The organism is Micromonospora rifamycinica (assembly GCF_900090265.1).
Taxonomy (GTDB): Bacteria; Actinomycetota; Actinomycetes; order Mycobacteriales; family Micromonosporaceae; genus Micromonospora; species Micromonospora rifamycinica.
Window position 1 is genome coordinate 1,157,304 of sequence record NZ_LT607752.1, and the last position, 15,872, is coordinate 1,173,175.

At 73.2% G+C, this 15,872-nt stretch carries 19 protein-coding genes and 1 riboswitch; of the genes, 8 read left to right on the forward strand and 11 right to left on the reverse strand.

Features of this window, described 5'->3' with window-relative positions; genetic code table 11:
• The first annotated feature begins 57 nt into the window (after positions 1-57).
• Positions 58-564 carry an Lrp/AsnC family transcriptional regulator gene (locus tag GA0070623_RS04895; RefSeq protein WP_067308869.1) on the forward strand — a complete coding sequence of 169 codons (507 nt, stop codon included), beginning with the start codon at positions 58-60 and terminating at the stop codon, positions 562-564.
• A 16-nt stretch (positions 565-580) separates the two neighbouring features.
• Here GA0070623_RS04895 and GA0070623_RS04900 read toward each other — a convergent pair whose 3' ends face one another.
• The 3 genes from GA0070623_RS04900 to GA0070623_RS04910 all read right to left on the reverse strand — a co-directional run bounded on the left by GA0070623_RS04900 (position 581) and on the right by GA0070623_RS04910 (position 2,104).
• A complete protein-coding gene (locus tag GA0070623_RS04900; protein ID WP_067308917.1) occupies positions 581-1,552 on the reverse strand; it encodes a DNA polymerase domain-containing protein in 972 nt (323 codons plus the stop codon).
• A 63-nt stretch (positions 1,553-1,615) separates the two neighbouring features.
• Positions 1,616-1,828: a helix-turn-helix transcriptional regulator gene (locus GA0070623_RS04905; RefSeq protein WP_067308866.1), complete on the reverse strand. Its 213-nt coding sequence runs from the start codon at positions 1,826-1,828 to the stop codon at positions 1,616-1,618.
• 39 nt (positions 1,829-1,867) lie between these two features.
• Complete coding sequence (locus tag GA0070623_RS04910; RefSeq protein ID WP_067308864.1) at positions 1,868-2,104, reverse strand: GntR family transcriptional regulator; 237 nt, start codon at positions 2,102-2,104, stop codon at positions 1,868-1,870.
• Positions 2,105-2,294: 190 nt separating this feature from the next.
• Between GA0070623_RS04910 and GA0070623_RS04915 the strand changes: the two genes are divergently transcribed.
• The gene (locus tag GA0070623_RS04915) at positions 2,295-2,486 is read left to right on the forward strand and encodes a hypothetical protein (protein WP_157517546.1); all 192 of its coding nucleotides are present in this window, start codon (positions 2,295-2,297) and stop codon (positions 2,484-2,486) included.
• A gap of 10 nt (positions 2,487-2,496) precedes the next feature.
• On the forward strand, positions 2,497-3,117 hold the full coding sequence (locus tag GA0070623_RS04920; protein WP_067308857.1) for an L-threonylcarbamoyladenylate synthase: 621 nt from the start codon (positions 2,497-2,499) through the stop codon (positions 3,115-3,117).
• An 82-nt stretch (positions 3,118-3,199) separates the two neighbouring features.
• Here the strand turns inward: GA0070623_RS04920 and GA0070623_RS04925 are convergent, their stop codons facing one another.
• A complete protein-coding gene (locus GA0070623_RS04925) occupies positions 3,200-3,772 on the reverse strand; it encodes a hypothetical protein (RefSeq protein ID WP_157517545.1) in 573 nt (190 codons plus the stop codon).
• Positions 3,773-4,097: 325 nt separating this feature from the next.
• On the opposite strand from GA0070623_RS04925, the gene GA0070623_RS04930 reads away from it, so the two are divergent.
• From GA0070623_RS04930 to GA0070623_RS04940, 3 genes are all read left to right on the forward strand, one after another.
• Complete coding sequence (locus tag GA0070623_RS04930; RefSeq protein ID WP_067315277.1) at positions 4,098-4,829, forward strand: histidine phosphatase family protein; 732 nt, start codon at positions 4,098-4,100, stop codon at positions 4,827-4,829.
• The gene (locus GA0070623_RS04935) at positions 4,813-5,682 is read left to right on the forward strand and encodes an NAD(P)H-hydrate dehydratase (protein WP_067315278.1); all 870 of its coding nucleotides are present in this window, start codon (positions 4,813-4,815) and stop codon (positions 5,680-5,682) included. Before GA0070623_RS04930 ends, GA0070623_RS04935 begins: the two co-directional genes overlap by 17 nt.
• Positions 5,683-5,770: 88 nt before the next feature.
• A complete protein-coding gene (locus GA0070623_RS04940; protein WP_067315280.1) occupies positions 5,771-6,271 on the forward strand; it encodes a hemerythrin domain-containing protein in 501 nt (166 codons plus the stop codon).
• Between the two features lie 102 nt (positions 6,272-6,373).
• Here GA0070623_RS04940 and GA0070623_RS04945 read toward each other — a convergent pair whose 3' ends face one another.
• Positions 6,374-6,799 carry a winged helix-turn-helix transcriptional regulator gene (locus tag GA0070623_RS04945; RefSeq protein ID WP_067315281.1) on the reverse strand — a complete coding sequence of 142 codons (426 nt, stop codon included), beginning with the start codon at positions 6,797-6,799 and terminating at the stop codon, positions 6,374-6,376.
• A gap of 111 nt (positions 6,800-6,910) precedes the next feature.
• Between GA0070623_RS04945 and GA0070623_RS04950 the strand changes: the two genes are divergently transcribed.
• Complete coding sequence (locus GA0070623_RS04950) at positions 6,911-7,726, forward strand: SDR family NAD(P)-dependent oxidoreductase (protein WP_067315282.1); 816 nt, start codon at positions 6,911-6,913, stop codon at positions 7,724-7,726.
• A gap of 42 nt (positions 7,727-7,768) precedes the next feature.
• Here GA0070623_RS04950 and GA0070623_RS04955 read toward each other — a convergent pair whose 3' ends face one another.
• On the reverse strand, positions 7,769-8,638 hold the full coding sequence (locus GA0070623_RS04955; protein ID WP_067315284.1) for a metallophosphoesterase family protein: 870 nt from the start codon (positions 8,636-8,638) through the stop codon (positions 7,769-7,771).
• A 95-nt stretch (positions 8,639-8,733) separates the two neighbouring features.
• Positions 8,734-8,823, forward strand: a riboswitch (ZMP/ZTP riboswitch).
• Positions 8,824-8,841: 18 nt separating this feature from the next.
• Between GA0070623_RS04955 and GA0070623_RS04960 the strand changes: the two genes are divergently transcribed.
• Positions 8,842-10,278, forward strand: coding sequence for a glycine hydroxymethyltransferase (locus tag GA0070623_RS04960; RefSeq protein WP_067315288.1), 1,437 nt, complete (start codon positions 8,842-8,844; stop codon positions 10,276-10,278).
• Between the two features lie 291 nt (positions 10,279-10,569).
• Here GA0070623_RS04960 and GA0070623_RS04965 read toward each other — a convergent pair whose 3' ends face one another.
• From GA0070623_RS04965 to GA0070623_RS04985, 5 genes are all read right to left on the reverse strand, one after another.
• Entirely contained in the window at positions 10,570-10,821 is a 252-nt protein-coding gene (locus GA0070623_RS04965) for a hypothetical protein (protein ID WP_089003913.1), read from the reverse strand.
• A gap of 291 nt (positions 10,822-11,112) precedes the next feature.
• A complete protein-coding gene (locus GA0070623_RS04970) occupies positions 11,113-12,420 on the reverse strand; it encodes an aminotransferase-like domain-containing protein (RefSeq protein WP_067308376.1) in 1,308 nt (435 codons plus the stop codon).
• Positions 12,421-12,424: 4 nt separating this feature from the next.
• Entirely contained in the window at positions 12,425-13,540 is a 1,116-nt protein-coding gene (locus GA0070623_RS04975; RefSeq protein ID WP_067308445.1) for an alpha-hydroxy acid oxidase, read from the reverse strand.
• Positions 13,541-13,542: 2 nt separating this feature from the next.
• On the reverse strand, positions 13,543-14,592 hold the full coding sequence (locus GA0070623_RS04980) for an alpha/beta hydrolase (protein WP_084261300.1): 1,050 nt from the start codon (positions 14,590-14,592) through the stop codon (positions 13,543-13,545).
• A gap of 10 nt (positions 14,593-14,602) precedes the next feature.
• The gene (locus tag GA0070623_RS04985; protein ID WP_067308379.1) at positions 14,603-15,823 is read right to left on the reverse strand and encodes a cytochrome P450; all 1,221 of its coding nucleotides are present in this window, start codon (positions 15,821-15,823) and stop codon (positions 14,603-14,605) included.
• Positions 15,824-15,872 lie beyond the last annotated feature (49 nt).

Here is a 15,872-nt window from a genome sequence, read left to right on the forward strand (position 1 = left end):
TGATTGACTCAACATCCGTGGTGAACGCGGGACGATTGGCCTACCGGGGAGTATCTGATGAGCCAGCAGACCAGCCCACAGCCGGGCCCGCCGGGCGGAACGGGACGTTCGGTCACCCCGCTGGACGAGGTGGACCGACGGGTCCTCGACGAGCTGACCCGGGACGGCCGGCTGTCCATGCGTACGCTCGCCGAGCGGGTGCACGTCTCGCGCACCAACGCGTACGCCCGGGTGGAGCGGCTGCTGCGGGACGGGGTGATCACCGGGTTCCGGGCCCGGGTGGCTCCCGAGCCGGCCGGGCTGGGCACCTCGGCGTACATCTCGCTGACCATCCAGCAGAACACCTGGCGGGAGGTGTCGGCAGAGCTGGCCCGGGTGCGCTACATCGAGCACGTGGCGCTGCTCAGCGGGGAGCACGACGTGCTGGCCCTGGTCCGCGCGCCCGACAACGCCACCCTGCGGGACGTGGTGCTGAGCCGGGTGCAGGGCATCGCCGGGGTGCTCTCCACCCGGACCTGGCTGGTCTTCGACGAGTTCGACGGGGCCGGCAGCCCCTGGGCCTGATCGGCCGGCCGGGCGGTCAGTGTTCCGGTGGGGCGGCCAGGCCGGCGCGGTCGGCCAGCGCCAGCAGCGGCTCCAGCGAGTAGCGGTCGCCGTCCAGGCCGGCGTGCGGGTCGCCGCGCTCGGCGAACCGGGCCGGCATGCTCAGCACGTCGAAGTCCTCCGGCCGGGCGTCGTCCAACTCGGCCCAGTCCAGCGGGGCCGACACCAGCGCCGCCGGGGTGGGCCGGATCGAGTACGCCGAGGTCACCGTGTGGTCACGGGCCATCTGGTTGTAGTCGATGAAGACCGGCTTGTCCCGCTGGTCGCGCCACCAGGTGGTGGTGACCAGGTCGGGCAGCCGCCGCGCCAGCTCGTGCCCGAGGGCGAGCACCGCGCGCCGGCACTCGCCGAAGCTCCACCGGGGCTCGATGGAGAGGTAGACGTGCAGGCCGCGCCCGCCTGTCGTCTTCGGATAGCCGACCATGCCCAGCTCGGCGAGGAAGGCCCGGACCTCGTGCGCCACCGGTACCACCCGGTCGAAGCCGACCCCCGGCATCGGATCGAGGTCGATCCGGAGCTGGTCGGGGCGCTCCACGTCGGCCGCCGTCACCGGCCACGGATGGAACCGCAGGGTGCCCAGGTTGGCCGCCCAGATCACCACCGCCAGCTCGCCCGGCGCGATCTCGTCGGCGGTACGACCGCTGGGGAAGGTGAGGTGCGCCGTACGCACCCAGTCGGGAGCACCGGCCGGCAGCCGTTTCTGATAGAAGGCGTCACCCCGGTTGTCCTGCCGGGTGCCGACCGTCGCGCCTTCGAACACGCCGCGCGGCCAGCGTTCCAGCATCGTCGGCCGGTCCCGCAGGGCGCGCAGGACGCCGTCGCCGACGGCCAGGAAGTAGCCGATCACGTCCCGCTTGGTCAGCCCGCGCTCGGGAAAATACGGCTTGTCGGGGCTGGAGATGCGGACCAGCCGCTCTCCCACCCGGATCTCCTCGGCCGCCGTCGCCACGCTCACACGGTAACGGCCACCCCCGACACCCGGAGCCGGCTCACCGGATCGCGACCGGGCCGTTCAGCGTTCGTCGTCGTCCGCGCCGCGCGGTTGGTTCGGCCGGTACCGCCGGATCCACGCGTCGACTGCCGCCCGGTCCCAGACGCGGACCTTGCCGCTGGCCACCGTGTCGATCGGCGGCGGGAAGGTCGGGCGGTTGGTGATCTCGGTGGCCCTGGTGCGCGACACGCCACCGAGCATGTCCGCGATGTCGGAGAGGGCTACGAGTCTCACGATGAAACCCTAGGACCTGTCCCGGGTTCCTGCGGAGGGCTACGCCTCGGGTTGCCCGACGTAGGTTCCGCGCTGCGGCACGGTGTAGACCAGTCCACGCTCGCGTAGCTCCGCAACGGCACGTCGGGCGGTCCCCCGGGCCACCCCGAACTCCTGCACGATCGCCGCTTCGCTCGGAATCGGCCGGTGCGCCACGAGGTCACCGTTGCTGATCCGACCGGCCAGGATGTTCGCCACCTGGCGGTAGACCGGCACCGGCCCGTCTGGATCGATCACGAGACGAAGCTAATCGAGCGTAGACGAGGCAGATTTTTTGGATACGTGCCTAGACGTTCATGCTTGTACATAACTACGGTGAGTGGCAGCTCATGACGATCAGTCATCTGAGTTGCCGGTAGCGGTCCGGGTGCCTGATCGGAGATCGGTGCCCGGACCTGCCTGTCCCCAGAAAGGGCCGACCATGCCGATGGACGAACCGATCTCGCCCGCCCTGGTCATCTGGACCGCCCACCGGGTGTTGGCCCAGCACCACGAGGCCCCGGACGGGCCGCCACCGCTGCGCCGCTGCTTCCAGTGCCGCGACGGCGAATGCCACATGCTGACCTGGGCGCGCGAGGTGCTCCGGGCTCACCGGCAACCGCCGCCGCTGCCCCACTAGGCTCGCCGCCATGGCGACCTATCTCGACGTACACCCGGAGAACCCGCAGCCCCGGACGATCGCCCGGGTGGTCGACCTGCTGCGCGGCGACGGCCTGATCGCCTATCCGACCGACTCGTGCTTCGCGCTGGGCTGCCAGCTCGGCAACCGGGACGGCCTCGACCGGATCCGGGAGATCCGGCAGCTCGACAGCAAGCACCACTTCACCCTGGTGTGCCGGGACTTCGCGCAGCTCGGCCAGTTCGTGCACATCAACAACGCGGTGTTCCGGTCGCTGAAGGCGGCCACCCCGGGCAGCTACACGTTCATCCTGCCCGCCACCAAGGAGGTGCCGCGCCGGCTGCTGCATCCGAAGAAGAAGACCGTCGGGGTACGCATCCCCGACCACCCGGTCGCGCAGGCGCTGCTGGCGGCGCTGGGTGAGCCGTTGGTGTCGAGCACCCTGCTGCTGCCCGGCGAGTCCGAACCGATGACCCAGGGTTGGGAGATCAAGGAACGGCTCGACCACGCGATCGACGCGGTGATCGACTCCGGCGAGTGCGGCACGCTGCCCACCACCGTGGTCGACTTCTCGGCCGACGAGCCGGAGATCGTCCGCTACGGCGCGGGCGACCCGACCCGCTTCGAGTAGCCGCGCGTCGACCCCGCGTCACCCCCGCCGCCTCGACCGGCCTGTTACCCCTGCTCTGCTGCGCGGCCAGCCGTCGACCTGGTCAGAAACCGGCAGGCGGCAGCGGTAGCGGCTCGACGACCGGGTCGACGTCACGGGCAGTGTGGACGGGTGCCGGTCGGGCCGGACCCGTCGTCCGGCTGTGTCGGCGGCCCGCGCCCGCCGGCCCGGCGTGTCGGGCCACCTCGCAGGTGACCAGGTGGATCGGGGCCGGCGGCACGGCGAACTTCCCCGGCCCCCAGCGCACCCAGAGGGCGACCCGGCCGGCGGCGGCCTCCGCCGCGAGCTTCTCCCAGGTGCGCCGCCGATCGGTGTGGTCGACCTCGACGACCACCGGCGGCCCGTCCCGGCGGGCACACGCCACGTCCAGCACCGAGTGCCGGTCGGACATCGGCGGGGGCAGCGGCAGCACGCTCGCCGCCCGGCGGTAGGACCGCCAGCCCTGCTCGGCGGCCCAGGCCAGCACGGCGTCGATGATCCGCCCGGTCACCTCGTCGGTGCCCAGGTCGGTGAACTCCAGCCGGCTCAGCCACTCGGTGAGCGATGCCGCCACCCGTTCGCCGCCCGCCCCACCATCCACCCCGCCGTCCACCACACTGTCCATCCCGCCGTCCACGCGCGCAGGGTATCGCCCGCCCCGCCCCACTCCACCACCCGAACCCCACCACTCCCACCCCACCACCCCCCACTCGGGGAGCGCCGCCTCCGCCGCCGGGAGTCCTTGAGATCTTGGAAGATTCTGGCCCTCAGGGGGGCCACTTGCCACCAAGATCTCCCGGCGGCAGGGCCACTGACCGACTGGGTGGCAGGCCGACGCGCGGGCCACGGCGGGGCGGGTGGACGGGGCGGGGCGGGCCACGGCGGGGCGGGCCACGGCGGGGCGGGGCGGGGCGGGGCGGGTGGGCGGTTATCGGGGTGGAGGCGGGGGTAGGCATGGGGGCATGGCGGAACTGGCGGCGCTGTGGATCGTCCGGCACGGTGAGAGCACGGCGAACGTCGCCGCCTCGACAGCCGAGGCGAACGGCGCGGAGCTGATCGACCTGACCCACCGGGACGCCGACGTGCCCCTGTCGGACACCGGCGAGGAGCAGGCCCGGGCCACCGCCCGCTGGCTGGCCGGGCTGCCGCAGCGGCACCGGCCCGACGTGGCGGTCGTCTCGCCGTACCGGCGGGCGGCGCGGACGGCCGAGCTGGCGCTCGCCGGCACCGGCATCCCGGCCAGCGTCGACGAGCGGCTGCGCGACCGGGAACTGGGCATCCTCGACGGGCTCACCGGGCGCGGGGTGGCCCACCGGTTCCCCGAGGAGGCGGCCCGTCGGCAACGGCTCGGCAAGTTCTACTACCGCCCACCGGGCGGCGAATCCTGGACCGACGTGGCGCTGCGGCTGCGTACCCTCCTCGGCGACCTGCGCCGCGACCACGAGGGGCGGCGGGTGCTGCTGTTCGGGCACGACGCCCTGGTGTTCCTGCTCCGTTACCTGGTGGAGGGGCTGACCGAGGCCGAGCTGATGGGGCTGACCCGGGAGCACGTGATCGCCAACTGCTCGGTGACCGGCTGGTCGGCGGACGCCGGGGGCCGACTCGTCCCGGACATCTTCAACGACGTCACCCACCTGCACGCGCAGGGCACCCCACCCACGACGGAGGACGAGATCCATGCCGAACCGGTCTGAGACCCGGGTCATCACCCCCGGGCTGCTACGGGACTGGGCGCTGCCGGTGCCGACCGGCGGCAAGGACAACCGGGGCACCGTGCTGGTCGTCGGCGGATCGCGGTTCACCCCGGGCGCGGTGCTGCTGGCCGGGGTGGCCGCGCTGCGCGCCGGGGCCGGAGTGCTGCAACTGGCCACTGCCGAGTCCACCGCCGCCGCACTGAGCATCCAGGTGCCCGAGGCCATGGTGGTGGGCCTGCCGGAGACCGCCGACGGCGCGGTCGCCGGTGACCCGGGCGACCGGCTCGGTGAGCTGGTCGAGCGGGCCGACGTGGTGACCGTCGGGCCGGGCCTCAACGACATCGACCAGACCCGCGCGCTGCTGCGCCTGGTGCTGTCGGCGGCCGGGCCGCACACCGCACTGGTCTTCGACGCGTACGCGCTGGGCGCGCTCAGCCACGACCCGGACCTGCTGGTCGGCGCGGACCGGAAGGTGGTGCTGACCCCCAACCTGACCGAGGCCCGGCACCTGCTCGGCCGCGACCCCGGCGACGACCTGGACGCCGACTCCCGCGAGCTGGCCCGCCGGTACGAGGCGGTGGTCTCCCTCTACGGGCACATCGCCACCCCCGACGGCCAGGGCTGGCGGGAGGAGAGCGGCGACGCCGGGCTGGGCACCTCGGGCAGCGGCGACGTGCGGGCCGGGCTGCTCGCCGGGCTGCTCTCGCGGGGCGCGGAACCCGCTCAGGCGGCCTGCTGGGCGGCGTGGGTGCACGCGGTCAGCGGGCAGCGGCTGGTGCCCCGGTTCGGCCGGATCGGGTTCCTCGCCCGCGAGCTGCTCGACGAGATCCCGCACACCATCGCCACCGTGTGAGGGTGTCGGACATTCGCCGCCCGCGATCCGTTTCCGCAGTTCATCCCGGGGTACCGGGATTGCCGTCAGCTGATCAAGGAGGTTCACCGTGTCCACCGACGCCATCGTCCTGCTCAAAGAGGACCACAAGGAGATGCGCCGCCTCTTCCGCGAGTTCGAGAAGGCGCAGGAGGGGCCGGCCAGCCGCCGCCGCACGGTGGTCGACGAGATCGTGGCCGCCCTGACGACGCACACCTACCTGGAGAACGAGGTGATGTACCCCGAGGTCCGCAAGCTCCTGCCGGACCTGGAGGACGACATCCTGGAGTCGTACGAGGAGCATCACGTCGCCGACGTACTCTGCGCCGAGCTGGCCGCGATGGACGCCGACGACGACCACTTCGTCGCCAAGACCACGGTGCTGATCGAGAACGTCGAGCACCACGTCGAGGAGGAGGAGCAGGAGTGGTTCCCGAAGGTGCGGGAGGCACTCGGCCGCAACCAGCTCCAGGAGATCGGCGAGCGGATGATCGCGCTGCGCCCGGACGCGCCCCGATCCCCCAGCGACCCCAAGGCGGTCAGGAGCGCCCGGCACGCCACCACCGCCTGACCCGCGCATTCGACCCGCGCCACGTCCCGAGGGGCCTGACCGGATGGTCGGGCCCCTCGCCGCGCGTGCGGGTGCCTGCGGTTGCGCCCCGCGCGAGGCAGGTCAGCGCGGTCCGGACGACTCCGCCGCCCCGGCCCGTCGCCGGCCGGCGGCGAGCGCGGCCTCGTTGCCGACCGCCCAGTCGGCGAGGCCGGACAGCGGGCCGAGCAGGCTCTGCCCGAGCGGGGTGAGCCGGTACTCGACGCTGGGCGGGACGGTGGGATGAACCTCGCGCAGCACCAGACCGGCGGACTCCAGACCGCGCAGGGTACGGGTCAGCATGCGTTGGCTGATCCCCCCGATGGCGCGGTGCAGCTCGTTGAAGCGGTACGGCTGACGACCCAGCAGGACCAGCACCAGCATCGACCACTTGTCGCTGAGCAGCCGCAGCAGCCCGGTGACCGGGCAGCCGTCGTACTCGTCGACCGGCACGGGCATCGGCAGGGCCGTCGCCACCAGGGAACGAACATCCGTGTTCGGTACGGACATGACACTGCCTTCTTCCGCTGTCACCGGCCTTCGCAGAGGATTGTGCCGGTCACGATCCGGGGTCGACGTCCGGTGCCGTACGGGGACCGCGGGGCGACGGGAAGGGGCGGTATGCGGGTCACGGTCATCAGCGGCGGCACCGACGGTATCGGCCGGGGCACGCTCGAAGCCCGGCTCCGACGCGGGGACGAGGTCGTCGCCATCGGCAGCAACCCCGCGAAGGGGCGATCCGTGCAGGCGCTCTCCGACCGGGCGCATTTCCTCCGGGCGGACCTGCGCTCGGTGGCGGAGACCCGCCGGGTCGTCGACGTCATCCGGCACCGGTGGCCGACGGTGGACGCCCTGGTGTTGTGCGCCAACCGGCAGTCGCCCCGGCGGGTGGTCACCGACGAGGGCCTGGAGCAGACCTTCGCGCTGTACTACCTGAGCCGTTACCTGCTCAGCCACGGCCTGCGCGATCAGCTCGACACCGCCGAACGGCCAGTCGTCGTCAACGTGGCCGGCGTCGGCGTCACCCGTGGTGCGATCCACTGGGACGACCTCCAGCTCGCCGACGGGTACGGCATGGTCGACGCGCAGTTGCAGGCGGGCCGGGCGAACGACCTGCTCGGAGTGGATTTCGCGGCCCGCTCCGGCGGCCGGACCCGGTACGTGCTCTACCACCCCGGCTTCACCCGCAGCGGCGACCTGTCCACCCTGCCGGCACCGGTCCGTGGGGTGATCCGGGCGGCGTCGGTGTTCGCCAGGCCGGTCGGGACGTCGATCCGCCCCATCGTGAGGTGGATCGACGACCCGCCGTCGGACGCCCTGACCGCCAACGACCGGGGCCGACCCGTGCCACCGTCGACCCGGACGCTCGATCCCGTCGCCGCCCGCCGCCTCGGCGCGGTGACCGAGGAGCTGCTCACCCGCCTCGACGCCGGCTGAGGAGGAGCTGCTCACCCGCCTCGACGCCGGCTGGCCGGTGGTTCACCAGGCGGTCAGCGGGGTGCCCTCCGGGGCCGGCAGAATCCGCCGCACCCGACCCGGTGGGAGGCGGCGCTGCCGCCACTCCCGGGGGTAGCCCACCGAGACCTCCTCGAACCGCACCCCGTCCTTCCAGGTGGTACGCGGGATGTGCAGGTGCCCGTAGACGACCGCGGCGGCGGCGAACCGGCGGTGCCAGTCGGCGGTGGCGTCCGTCCCGCACCACTGCGCGAAGATCGGGTAGCGCAGCACCTCGGTCGGGTGGCGGTCCAGCGGCCAGTGGTTGACCAGCACGGTGGGCAGCGCCGGATCCCGGGCGGCCAACCGGCGGGCGGTCTGGTCCAGCCGGGCCGCGCACCACTCCTGCCGACTCGGGTACGGGTCGGGGTGCAGCAGGAACTCGTCGGTGCAGACGATCCCGGTCTCGTACGCCTCCGCCAGGGCGGCCTCCCGGGTGTCGAACCCGGGCGGTCGCCAGCTGTAGTCGTACAGCAGGAACAGCGGTGCCACCAGCGTCGGGCCGCCCGGCCCCCGCCACACCCGGTAGTCGTCCTCGGGGGTGACCACGCCCAGCTCCCGGCACCGCCGCACCAGCAGCTCGTAGCGGGCCACCCCGCGCAGGGTCACCGGGTCGGCCGGCGGGGTCCACAGCTCGTGGTTGCCGGGTGCCCAGATGACGGTGTCGAAGCGCTCGGCGAGCAGACCGAGCGCCCACTCGATGTCGGCCACGGTGTCCGCCACGTCACCGGCGACGATCAGCCAGTCCCGTGGCGAGGTGGGTCGTAGCGCCTCGACCAGGGCACGGTTCTCCGCGTACCCGACGTGAAGGTCGCTGATCGCGACCAGACTGCCCTCGGTGTCCTCCCCCAGCATCCGCCGATCGTATGGCAGAAGGTCATCCGGCACCGGGTGCGCGGCAGCGGCGCCGGAGGTGCTCCGGACGCCTCCGCCGGGCACCCGGTAGGATCGTCGCGGGCCGTGACTGGCGCGTGGGGATGGAGCACCATCGGGAAGCGGCCCCGTCATGAGGACGCACGCCGAGCGCCTGGGCCTTCCGTACGCCACCTGGAGGTCGCATGTCGCTGAACGCCGAATCCACCGCCTTCCGCAGCGCGCTCGAGGTGATCCGGGCCGTCGAGCCCCGGGTGGCCGACGCCATCGGCGCGGAGCTGGCCGACCAGCGGGAGTCGTTGAAGCTGATCGCCAGCGAGAACTACGCCTCCCCGGCGACCCTGCTGACCATGGGCAACTGGTTCAGCGACAAGTACGCCGAGGGCACCGTCGGCCGTCGCTTCTACGCCGGCTGCCAGAACGTCGACACCGTCGAGGCGCTCGCCGCCGAACACGCCAGGGAGCTGTTCGGGGCCGCCCACGCCTACGTGCAGCCGCACTCCGGCATCGACGCCAACCTGGTCGCCTTCTGGGCCATCCTGGCCGACCGGGTCGAGTCCCCCGCGCTCAAGAAGGCCCAGGTACGCCAGGTCAACGACCTGACCGAGGCGGACTGGTTCGCGCTGCGCCGCGAGCTGGGCAACCAGCGGATGCTCGGCATGTCGCTGGACGCCGGCGGCCACCTCACCCACGGTTTCCGGCCGAACATCTCCGGCAAGATGTTCGACCAGCGCAGCTACGGCACCGATCCGGCCACCGGCCTGATCGACTACGACCGGGTCGCCGAGGCCGCCCGGGAGTTCAAGCCGCTGATCCTGGTCGCCGGCTACTCGGCGTACCCCCGGAAGGTCAACTTCCGGATCATGCGGGAGATCGCCGACTCGGTCGGCGCGACCTTCATGGTCGACATGGCGCACTTCGCCGGCCTGGTCGCCGGGAAGGTCTTCACCGGCGACTTCGACCCGGTGCCGCACGCGCACATCGTCACCACCACCACCCACAAGTCGCTGCGCGGCCCGCGCGGCGGCATGGTGCTCTGCGGCCCGGAGCTGGCCGACCAGGTGGACCGGGGCTGCCCGATGGTGCTCGGCGGCCCGCTGCCGCACGTGATGGCGGCCAAGGCGGTCGCGCTGGCCGAGGCCCGTCGGCCCGACTTCGCCGACTACGCCCAGCGGATCGTCGACAACGCGCAGGCCCTCGCCGAGGGGCTGCTGCGCCGGGGCACCACCCTGGTCACCGGCGGCACCGACAACCACCTGGTGCTGCTCGACGTCTCCGGCTACGGGCTGACCGGCAGGCAGGCCGAGCAGGCGCTGCTCGACTCGGGCATCGTCACCAACCGTAACGCCGTCCCGCAGGACCGCAACGGCGCCTGGTACACCTCGGGCATCCGGATCGGCACCCCCGCGCTGACCAGCCGGGGTCTGGGCACCGCCGAGATGGACGTCACCGCCGAGCTAATCCACACCGTGCTCAGCCAGACCACGCCGGGGGCCAACGCCGACGGCACCCCGTCGAAGGCCAAGTACGTCCTCGACCCGGCGGTCGCCGACAAGATCAGTAAGCAGGCCACCGACCTGCTCGCCGGCTTCCCCCTCTACCCCACCATCACCCTGAGCTGACCCACCCTCCCCCTCGTTCCCCCTCCCCCTCCCCTTCCCCCGCCTGATCGTGGTGATCAAGAGGTTCAGGTCACGAAGCCTCCCGTCGCTGACCGAAACCTCTTGATCACCCACGCCCACCACCAGCCTCTCCGGTTGATCAAGAGGTTTCGGTCAGCGGCGGCGGGTGGGGTGACCTGAACCTCTTGATCAACCGGAGAGGGGCGGGCGGGGCGGGCGGGGCGGCGACGAGGGAGGGAGGGAGGGAGGGAGGGAGGGAGCGGGGGTGGGGGTGGGAGCGGGGGTGGAGGGTTAGGGGAGGGGGCGCTTGAGGTGGTAGCGGTGGACCTCGGTGCTGCCCTGGATGTTGTTGACGTCCTCGGCGGCGGAGACCAGCTCCCAGCCCTCCCGACCCACCCGGTTCAGGTGGGCGATGGCGGTGTCGCCGTAGGCGGTGACGTCGGTGCGTGAGCCGTCCGGGCCGTACCAGACGAACGAGACGTGGAACTGGCGTCCCTGCCCCTGGTAGCGGCGGACCAACAGGGCGTACTCCCAAGCGATCATGCGTCCATTATGGCCATCCGACCATCCATCGCACAGCACAGCAGGTGGCGGCTCGACGACACCGGGTGGTGACCACCTACCGTGGACCGCCCGCCGGGAAGGCAGCAGAGCGGCAAGGCGGGACAACCGCAGGACCGCATGCCGGGACGCCGCAGGACCGCACGCCCGGACAACGGCAAGACCGCACGCCCGGACAACCGCAGGACCGCATGCCGGGACGGCGGCATGCCGTCCGGGTGCGACGGCGGGAGCCGGTCGGGCCACCGTCGCCGCTCGTCCCACGGTCAGCGGTCACCGGGCGGGGAGGCGGGCCAGTTCGTCGGTGATCAGGGCGGCCAGCCGGTCCAGGCCGAGGTCGATCTGCTCCGGGGTGACCGCGCTGACCGAGAGCCGCAGCGCGTCGACCGGGCGACCGTCGTCGTAGAAGTGCGCCATCGGGGTCCAGAGCACGCCGTACCGCTCGGCGGAGCGCCGCAGTAGCGCGTCGTCGACCGGGAACGGCACGGTGACCACGACGAAGAAGCCGCCGGCCGGGGCGTTCCAGCGCACCGGCGAGCCGGCCGGGAAGCGTCGGCGCAGCCCGGCCAGCAGGTGGTCGCGGTTGCGGGTGTACGCGGCCCGTTCCCGCCGGTTCGCGGCGACCAGCGAGCAGCCGTGCTCCAGCAGCGCCCCGCCGATCACGGCCTGGGCCAGCGGGGACGTGTTCACCGTGACCATGCTCTTGATCTTGGCGAGCTGGTCGGCGAACAGCCCCACCGCGCCGTCGGCACCGGCGACCCGCTGGTCGGCCACCAGGTAGCCGATCCGGGCGCCGGGCAGCACCGTCTTGGCGAACGAGCCGAGGTAGACCACCCGACGCCGGGTGTCCAGCGCCTTCAGCGTCGGCCGCCGGTCGGCGTCCCCGGCCGGGAACAGCCCGTACGGATTGTCCTCGATGAGCAGCAGGTCCTCCTCGGCGGCCAGGTCGAGCAGCCGTCGCCGGTCGACCACCGGGATGCTGGTGCCGGAGGGGTTGGCGAAGTCGGGCATGACGTAGCAGGCCCGGGGACGCCACCCCTCGGTGCGCGCCCGGCGCAGCTGGAGCCGCAGGTCGGCCAGGTCGATCCCGGTCGGGCCACCGGCCACCGGCCGGACCGGCAGGTCCACCAGCCGGGCCGCGCCGGTCAGGCCCACGTACGTCGGGGCGACGGCGAGCAGCACGTCGGACGGCCCGGCCCGCAGCGCCCGGAGCACCAGCAGCATCGCCTCCTGGCAGCCGACGGTCACCACCACCGCCTCGTCGTCGACGTGGACGTCCTCGTCGACGGCGAGGTTACGGGCGATCAGATGGTGGATGATCCCCTTCGTCCGGCCGTACTGGAACAGGGTGCGGCGGACCTGCTCGGGCTGCTGCCCGAGGTCGTCGGCGAGGTGCCGGCGGAACCGGTCCAGCCAGCGCCCGGGCGCGTCGTCGTCGAAGAACTCCTCGTACGGCCGCCCGGCCGCCAGCGACACCGCGTCGGGCCATTGCCCGGCGACCTCGTTGAGGAAGTTCATCGAGTTCAGCGCCGGGTCGTCGACCGCCGGGTGCAGGGTCGCCAGATCGAGGTCCAGGTCCACCGGGTCAGCCTCCGGTCAGGGTACGCAGCCGCCGGGCCTGCCCCGGGTCGGCGCAGCCGGTCAGGGTCAGCCCGTCGCGCAGCTCCACGGCGAGCAGGTCGAGGGCGGCCTGTGCCCCGGCCCGGCCACCGGCCGCCAACGCCCAGAGCAGGGGGCGGCCGAGCAGCACCCCGGTCGCGCCGAGGGCGAGGGCACGCAGCACGTCGGTGCCGGACCGTACCCCGCTGTCCACCAGCACCTCGATCCGGTCGCCGACGGCCGCGACCACCTCGGGCAGCATGGTGGCGGTGGCCGGCGCCCCGTCGAACTGCCGGCCGCCGTGGTTCGAGACCACCACCGCGTCCACGCCGGCGTCGGCGGCGCGGACCGCGTCGCGCGGGTCGAGGATACCCTTGACCAGCAGCGGCAACCGGGTACGACCCCGCAGCCAGGCCAGGTCAGCCCAGGTGAGCACGGGGGCGAAGACGGCGCCGGTGTGCACGGCGACGGCGGACACCCCGGGGGTGCCGGCGTGCGCCAGGTCGTCGCGGCCGCCGGGCAGGTTGGCGGCGATCACCTCCGGCGGCAGGGCGAAGCCGTTGCGGGCGTCGCGCAGCCGCCGGCCGAGCACCGGCACGTCCACGGTGACCATCAGCGCGGCACAGCCGGCGGCGTGTGCCCGGTCGAGCAGGTCGGCGACCAGCGCCCGGTCACGCAGCCAGTAGAGCTGGAACCAGACCGGCCCGTCGGTGGCGGCGACGACCTCCTCGATCGGCGCGCTGCTCAACGTGCTGAGCACATAGGGAACCCCGGCCGCGCCGGCCGCCGCCGCGAGGGCCGGCTCGCCGTCGGGGTGCAGCAGCCGCTGGTACGCCATCGGGGCGACCGCCACCGGCATGGACTGCGCCCGGCCGAGCAGCACCGCGTCGGTGCGCGGCTGTTCCACCCCGGCGAGCACCCGGGGCAGCACGGCGACCCGGTCCAGGGCGGCCCGGTTGGCGGCCAGGGTGGTCTCCACGCCGCTGCCTCCGCTGACGAAATCCCAGACCTCGGCCGGGAGCACCTCGCGGGCCAGATCGGCGAAGTCGGCCAGGCTGACCGGAGACTGGTCGAGCTGCCCGTCAGCGGGCCGGGGCGCCACCGTCACCGGCCCTCCCCCACCGAGGCGGCACCCGGGGTCTCGACCGGAGCAGCAGCCGGGGTCTCGACCTGGGCAGCAGGCGGGGCAGGGGGCAGCCCGAAGACGTCCCGGAGGAAAGCGGCGGCCTCGTCCTGGGCGCGGCGGCCGGCGTCGAAGATCCCGGGCATGGCGAAGAAGCCGTGGATCATGCCGGGATAGCGGCTGGCCCGCACCGGCACCCCGGCCTCCCGCAACCGCTGCGCGTAGCGCTCCCCCTCGTCGCGCAGCGGATCGTGCTCGGCGGTGAGCACCAGGGCCGGGGGCAGGCCGGACAGGTCGTCGGCGAGCAGCGGCGAGGCCAACGGGTCGGCCGCGTCCGCCGGGTCGGCCAGGTAGTGACCGCGGTACCAGTCGACGGAGTGCCGGTTGAACAGGAGCGGATCCTGGTCGTCGGCAGGCCGGTCGGCGTCCGGTCCGTCCCCGGCGGGCCGGTGGGCGGCGCGCTGGTCGGTGTTGGGATAGACCAGCAACTGCCCGGCCAGCCGGGGGCCGCCCTCGGCGCGGGCCAGCAGGGTCACCGCCGCCGCCAGGTTGCCGCCGGCGCTGTCCCCGCCCACCGCCAGCCGGTCCGGGTCCGCCCCCAGGTCGGCGGCGTGCTCGGCCAGCCACCGGGTGGCCGCGTGACAGTCCAGCACGGCCGCTGGAAAGGGGTTTTCCGGGGCCAGCCGGTAGCCGACCGTCACCACCTGGCATCCGGTGGCGTTGGCCAGCCGGCGGCAGATCCCGTCGGCGGTCTCCACGCTGCCCAGCGTCCAGCCGCCGCCGAAGAAGTAGACCAGGGTGGGCAGCGGGCCGGCACCGGCCGGACGGTACACCCGCAGTGGCAGCTCACCACCGGGACCGGGGACGGTCGCGTCGCGTACCTCGTGGACCGGCTCGACGTCGCCGCCGCCGGCCCGGATCGCGGCGAGGTCGGCGGCGCGGGCCTCGGCGAGGGTCTGGGTGTACAGCGGCGGGGTGCCGGTGGCGGCCCGCGCGGCCCGGTAGGCGACCACCTGGGGATCGAGGGACATGGGCTGACTCCTATCCGCCGGTGGTGACGAAGAGCTTGTCGATGCCGCGCAGGAACAGGCTCCCGCTGTAGTCGGCCTGCCGGCTGACCGCGAGCCGGGGGAACCGGGCGAACAGCCGGGGCAGGCCGATCCGGCCCTCCAGGCGGGACACCGCCGAACCGAGGCAGAAGTGCGGACCGACACCGAAGGCCAACGAGGGCGGGCCGGCGCGGCGCGGATCGAACCGGTCCGGCCCGGGGAAGCGGCGCGGGTCGCGGTTGGCCCCCGCGATGATCAGCAGCACGTTCTCGTCCCGGGCGACCGGCACCCCGCCCAGGTCGGTGTCGCGGGGCGCGGCGCGGGCCAGGAAGTGCACCGGGCTCTCCAGCCGCAGCACCTCGTCCACGCAGCCCTGCGCCAGGGTGTCGTCGCCGGGCAGCGCGGCCACGGTGTCCGGGTGGTCCAGCAGCACCGGCAGTCCGTTGCTGAACATGTAGACGGTGGTGACGAAGCTGGCGTTGAACAGCACGATCAGGTTGCTGATCAGCTCCTCCTCGGTCAGGTCGACCCCGCCGGAGTCCAGCGCCTCGACCAGCCCGGAGATCAGGTCGTCGCCGGGTCGGCCCCGGCGGTGCGCGATCAGGTCCCGGTACAACGCCCGCAGCTCCTCGGCGGCCTGGTTGGCCAGCGCCAACCGCTGCGGGGTCTTGCCGGCGACGTCGAGGAACTCGTCGATCCAGTCGACCCGCTGCCGGTACCAGGCCAGCTCGCTCTCGGGCAGGCCGATGAACTCGGCCATCACCAGGGCCGGCGCCGGGTAGGCGAAGTCCGCCACGAAGTCGACCTCGCCGCCGTCGGCGCCCGCGTCCGCCATCCGGTCCAGCAGGGTGTCGACCACCCGGACGATCACCGGCTCCAGGGCGCCCAGCCGGCGCGGGGTGAAGGTACGGGCGAAGACGCCGCGCATCCGGCCGTGGTCGGGCGGGTTGACGAACATCATCGACGACTGGAAGGTGCGCAGGATCTCCTGGTCCTGCCAGCCCGGCGGGGCCTGCTTGTACCACTCCGGGTCGCGCAGCACCTGGTCGACCAGGTCGTAGCCGACGGCCACCGCGGAGATCGTGCTGTGCTCCGGGCGGGTCGGGATGGCGCTGATCGGCCCGTGCTCGTGCAGGGCGGCGTACCACGGGTAGGGGTGTTGCCGGCCGGCGTCGCTGTAGAGGCCGGTCATGATCTCGTCGACGTCCACGATGGTGCTTCCTCCCCAGGAAATGACCGGTGGGGCGGCGGGTCACCCCCGC

What these genes read in the sequence shown, in the direction of transcription:
- GA0070623_RS04895 (WP_067308869.1), top strand. Translation starts at nt 58, where the DNA reads ATGAGCCAGCAGACCAGCCCACAGCCGGGCCCGCCGGGCGGAACGGGA.
- GA0070623_RS04915 (WP_157517546.1), top strand. Translation starts at nt 2,295, where the DNA reads ATGGACGAACCGATCTCGCCCGCCCTGGTCATCTGGACCGCCCACCGG.
- GA0070623_RS04920 (WP_067308857.1), top strand. Translation starts at nt 2,497, where the DNA reads ATGGCGACCTATCTCGACGTACACCCGGAGAACCCGCAGCCCCGGACG.
- GA0070623_RS04930 (WP_067315277.1), top strand. Translation starts at nt 4,098, where the DNA reads ATGGCGGAACTGGCGGCGCTGTGGATCGTCCGGCACGGTGAGAGCACG.
- GA0070623_RS04935 (WP_067315278.1), top strand. Translation starts at nt 4,813, where the DNA reads ATGCCGAACCGGTCTGAGACCCGGGTCATCACCCCCGGGCTGCTACGG.
- GA0070623_RS04945 (WP_067315281.1), bottom strand. Translation starts at nt 6,799, where the DNA reads ATGTCCGTACCGAACACGGATGTTCGTTCCCTGGTGGCGACGGCCCTG.
- GA0070623_RS04950 (WP_067315282.1), top strand. Translation starts at nt 6,911, where the DNA reads ATGCGGGTCACGGTCATCAGCGGCGGCACCGACGGTATCGGCCGGGGC.
- GA0070623_RS04955 (WP_067315284.1), bottom strand. Translation starts at nt 8,638, where the DNA reads ATGCTGGGGGAGGACACCGAGGGCAGTCTGGTCGCGATCAGCGACCTT.
- GA0070623_RS04960 (WP_067315288.1), top strand. Translation starts at nt 8,842, where the DNA reads ATGTCGCTGAACGCCGAATCCACCGCCTTCCGCAGCGCGCTCGAGGTG.
- GA0070623_RS04965 (WP_089003913.1), bottom strand. Translation starts at nt 10,821, where the DNA reads ATGATCGCTTGGGAGTACGCCCTGTTGGTCCGCCGCTACCAGGGGCAG.
- GA0070623_RS04980 (WP_084261300.1), bottom strand. Translation starts at nt 14,592, where the DNA reads ATGTCCCTCGATCCCCAGGTGGTCGCCTACCGGGCCGCGCGGGCCGCC.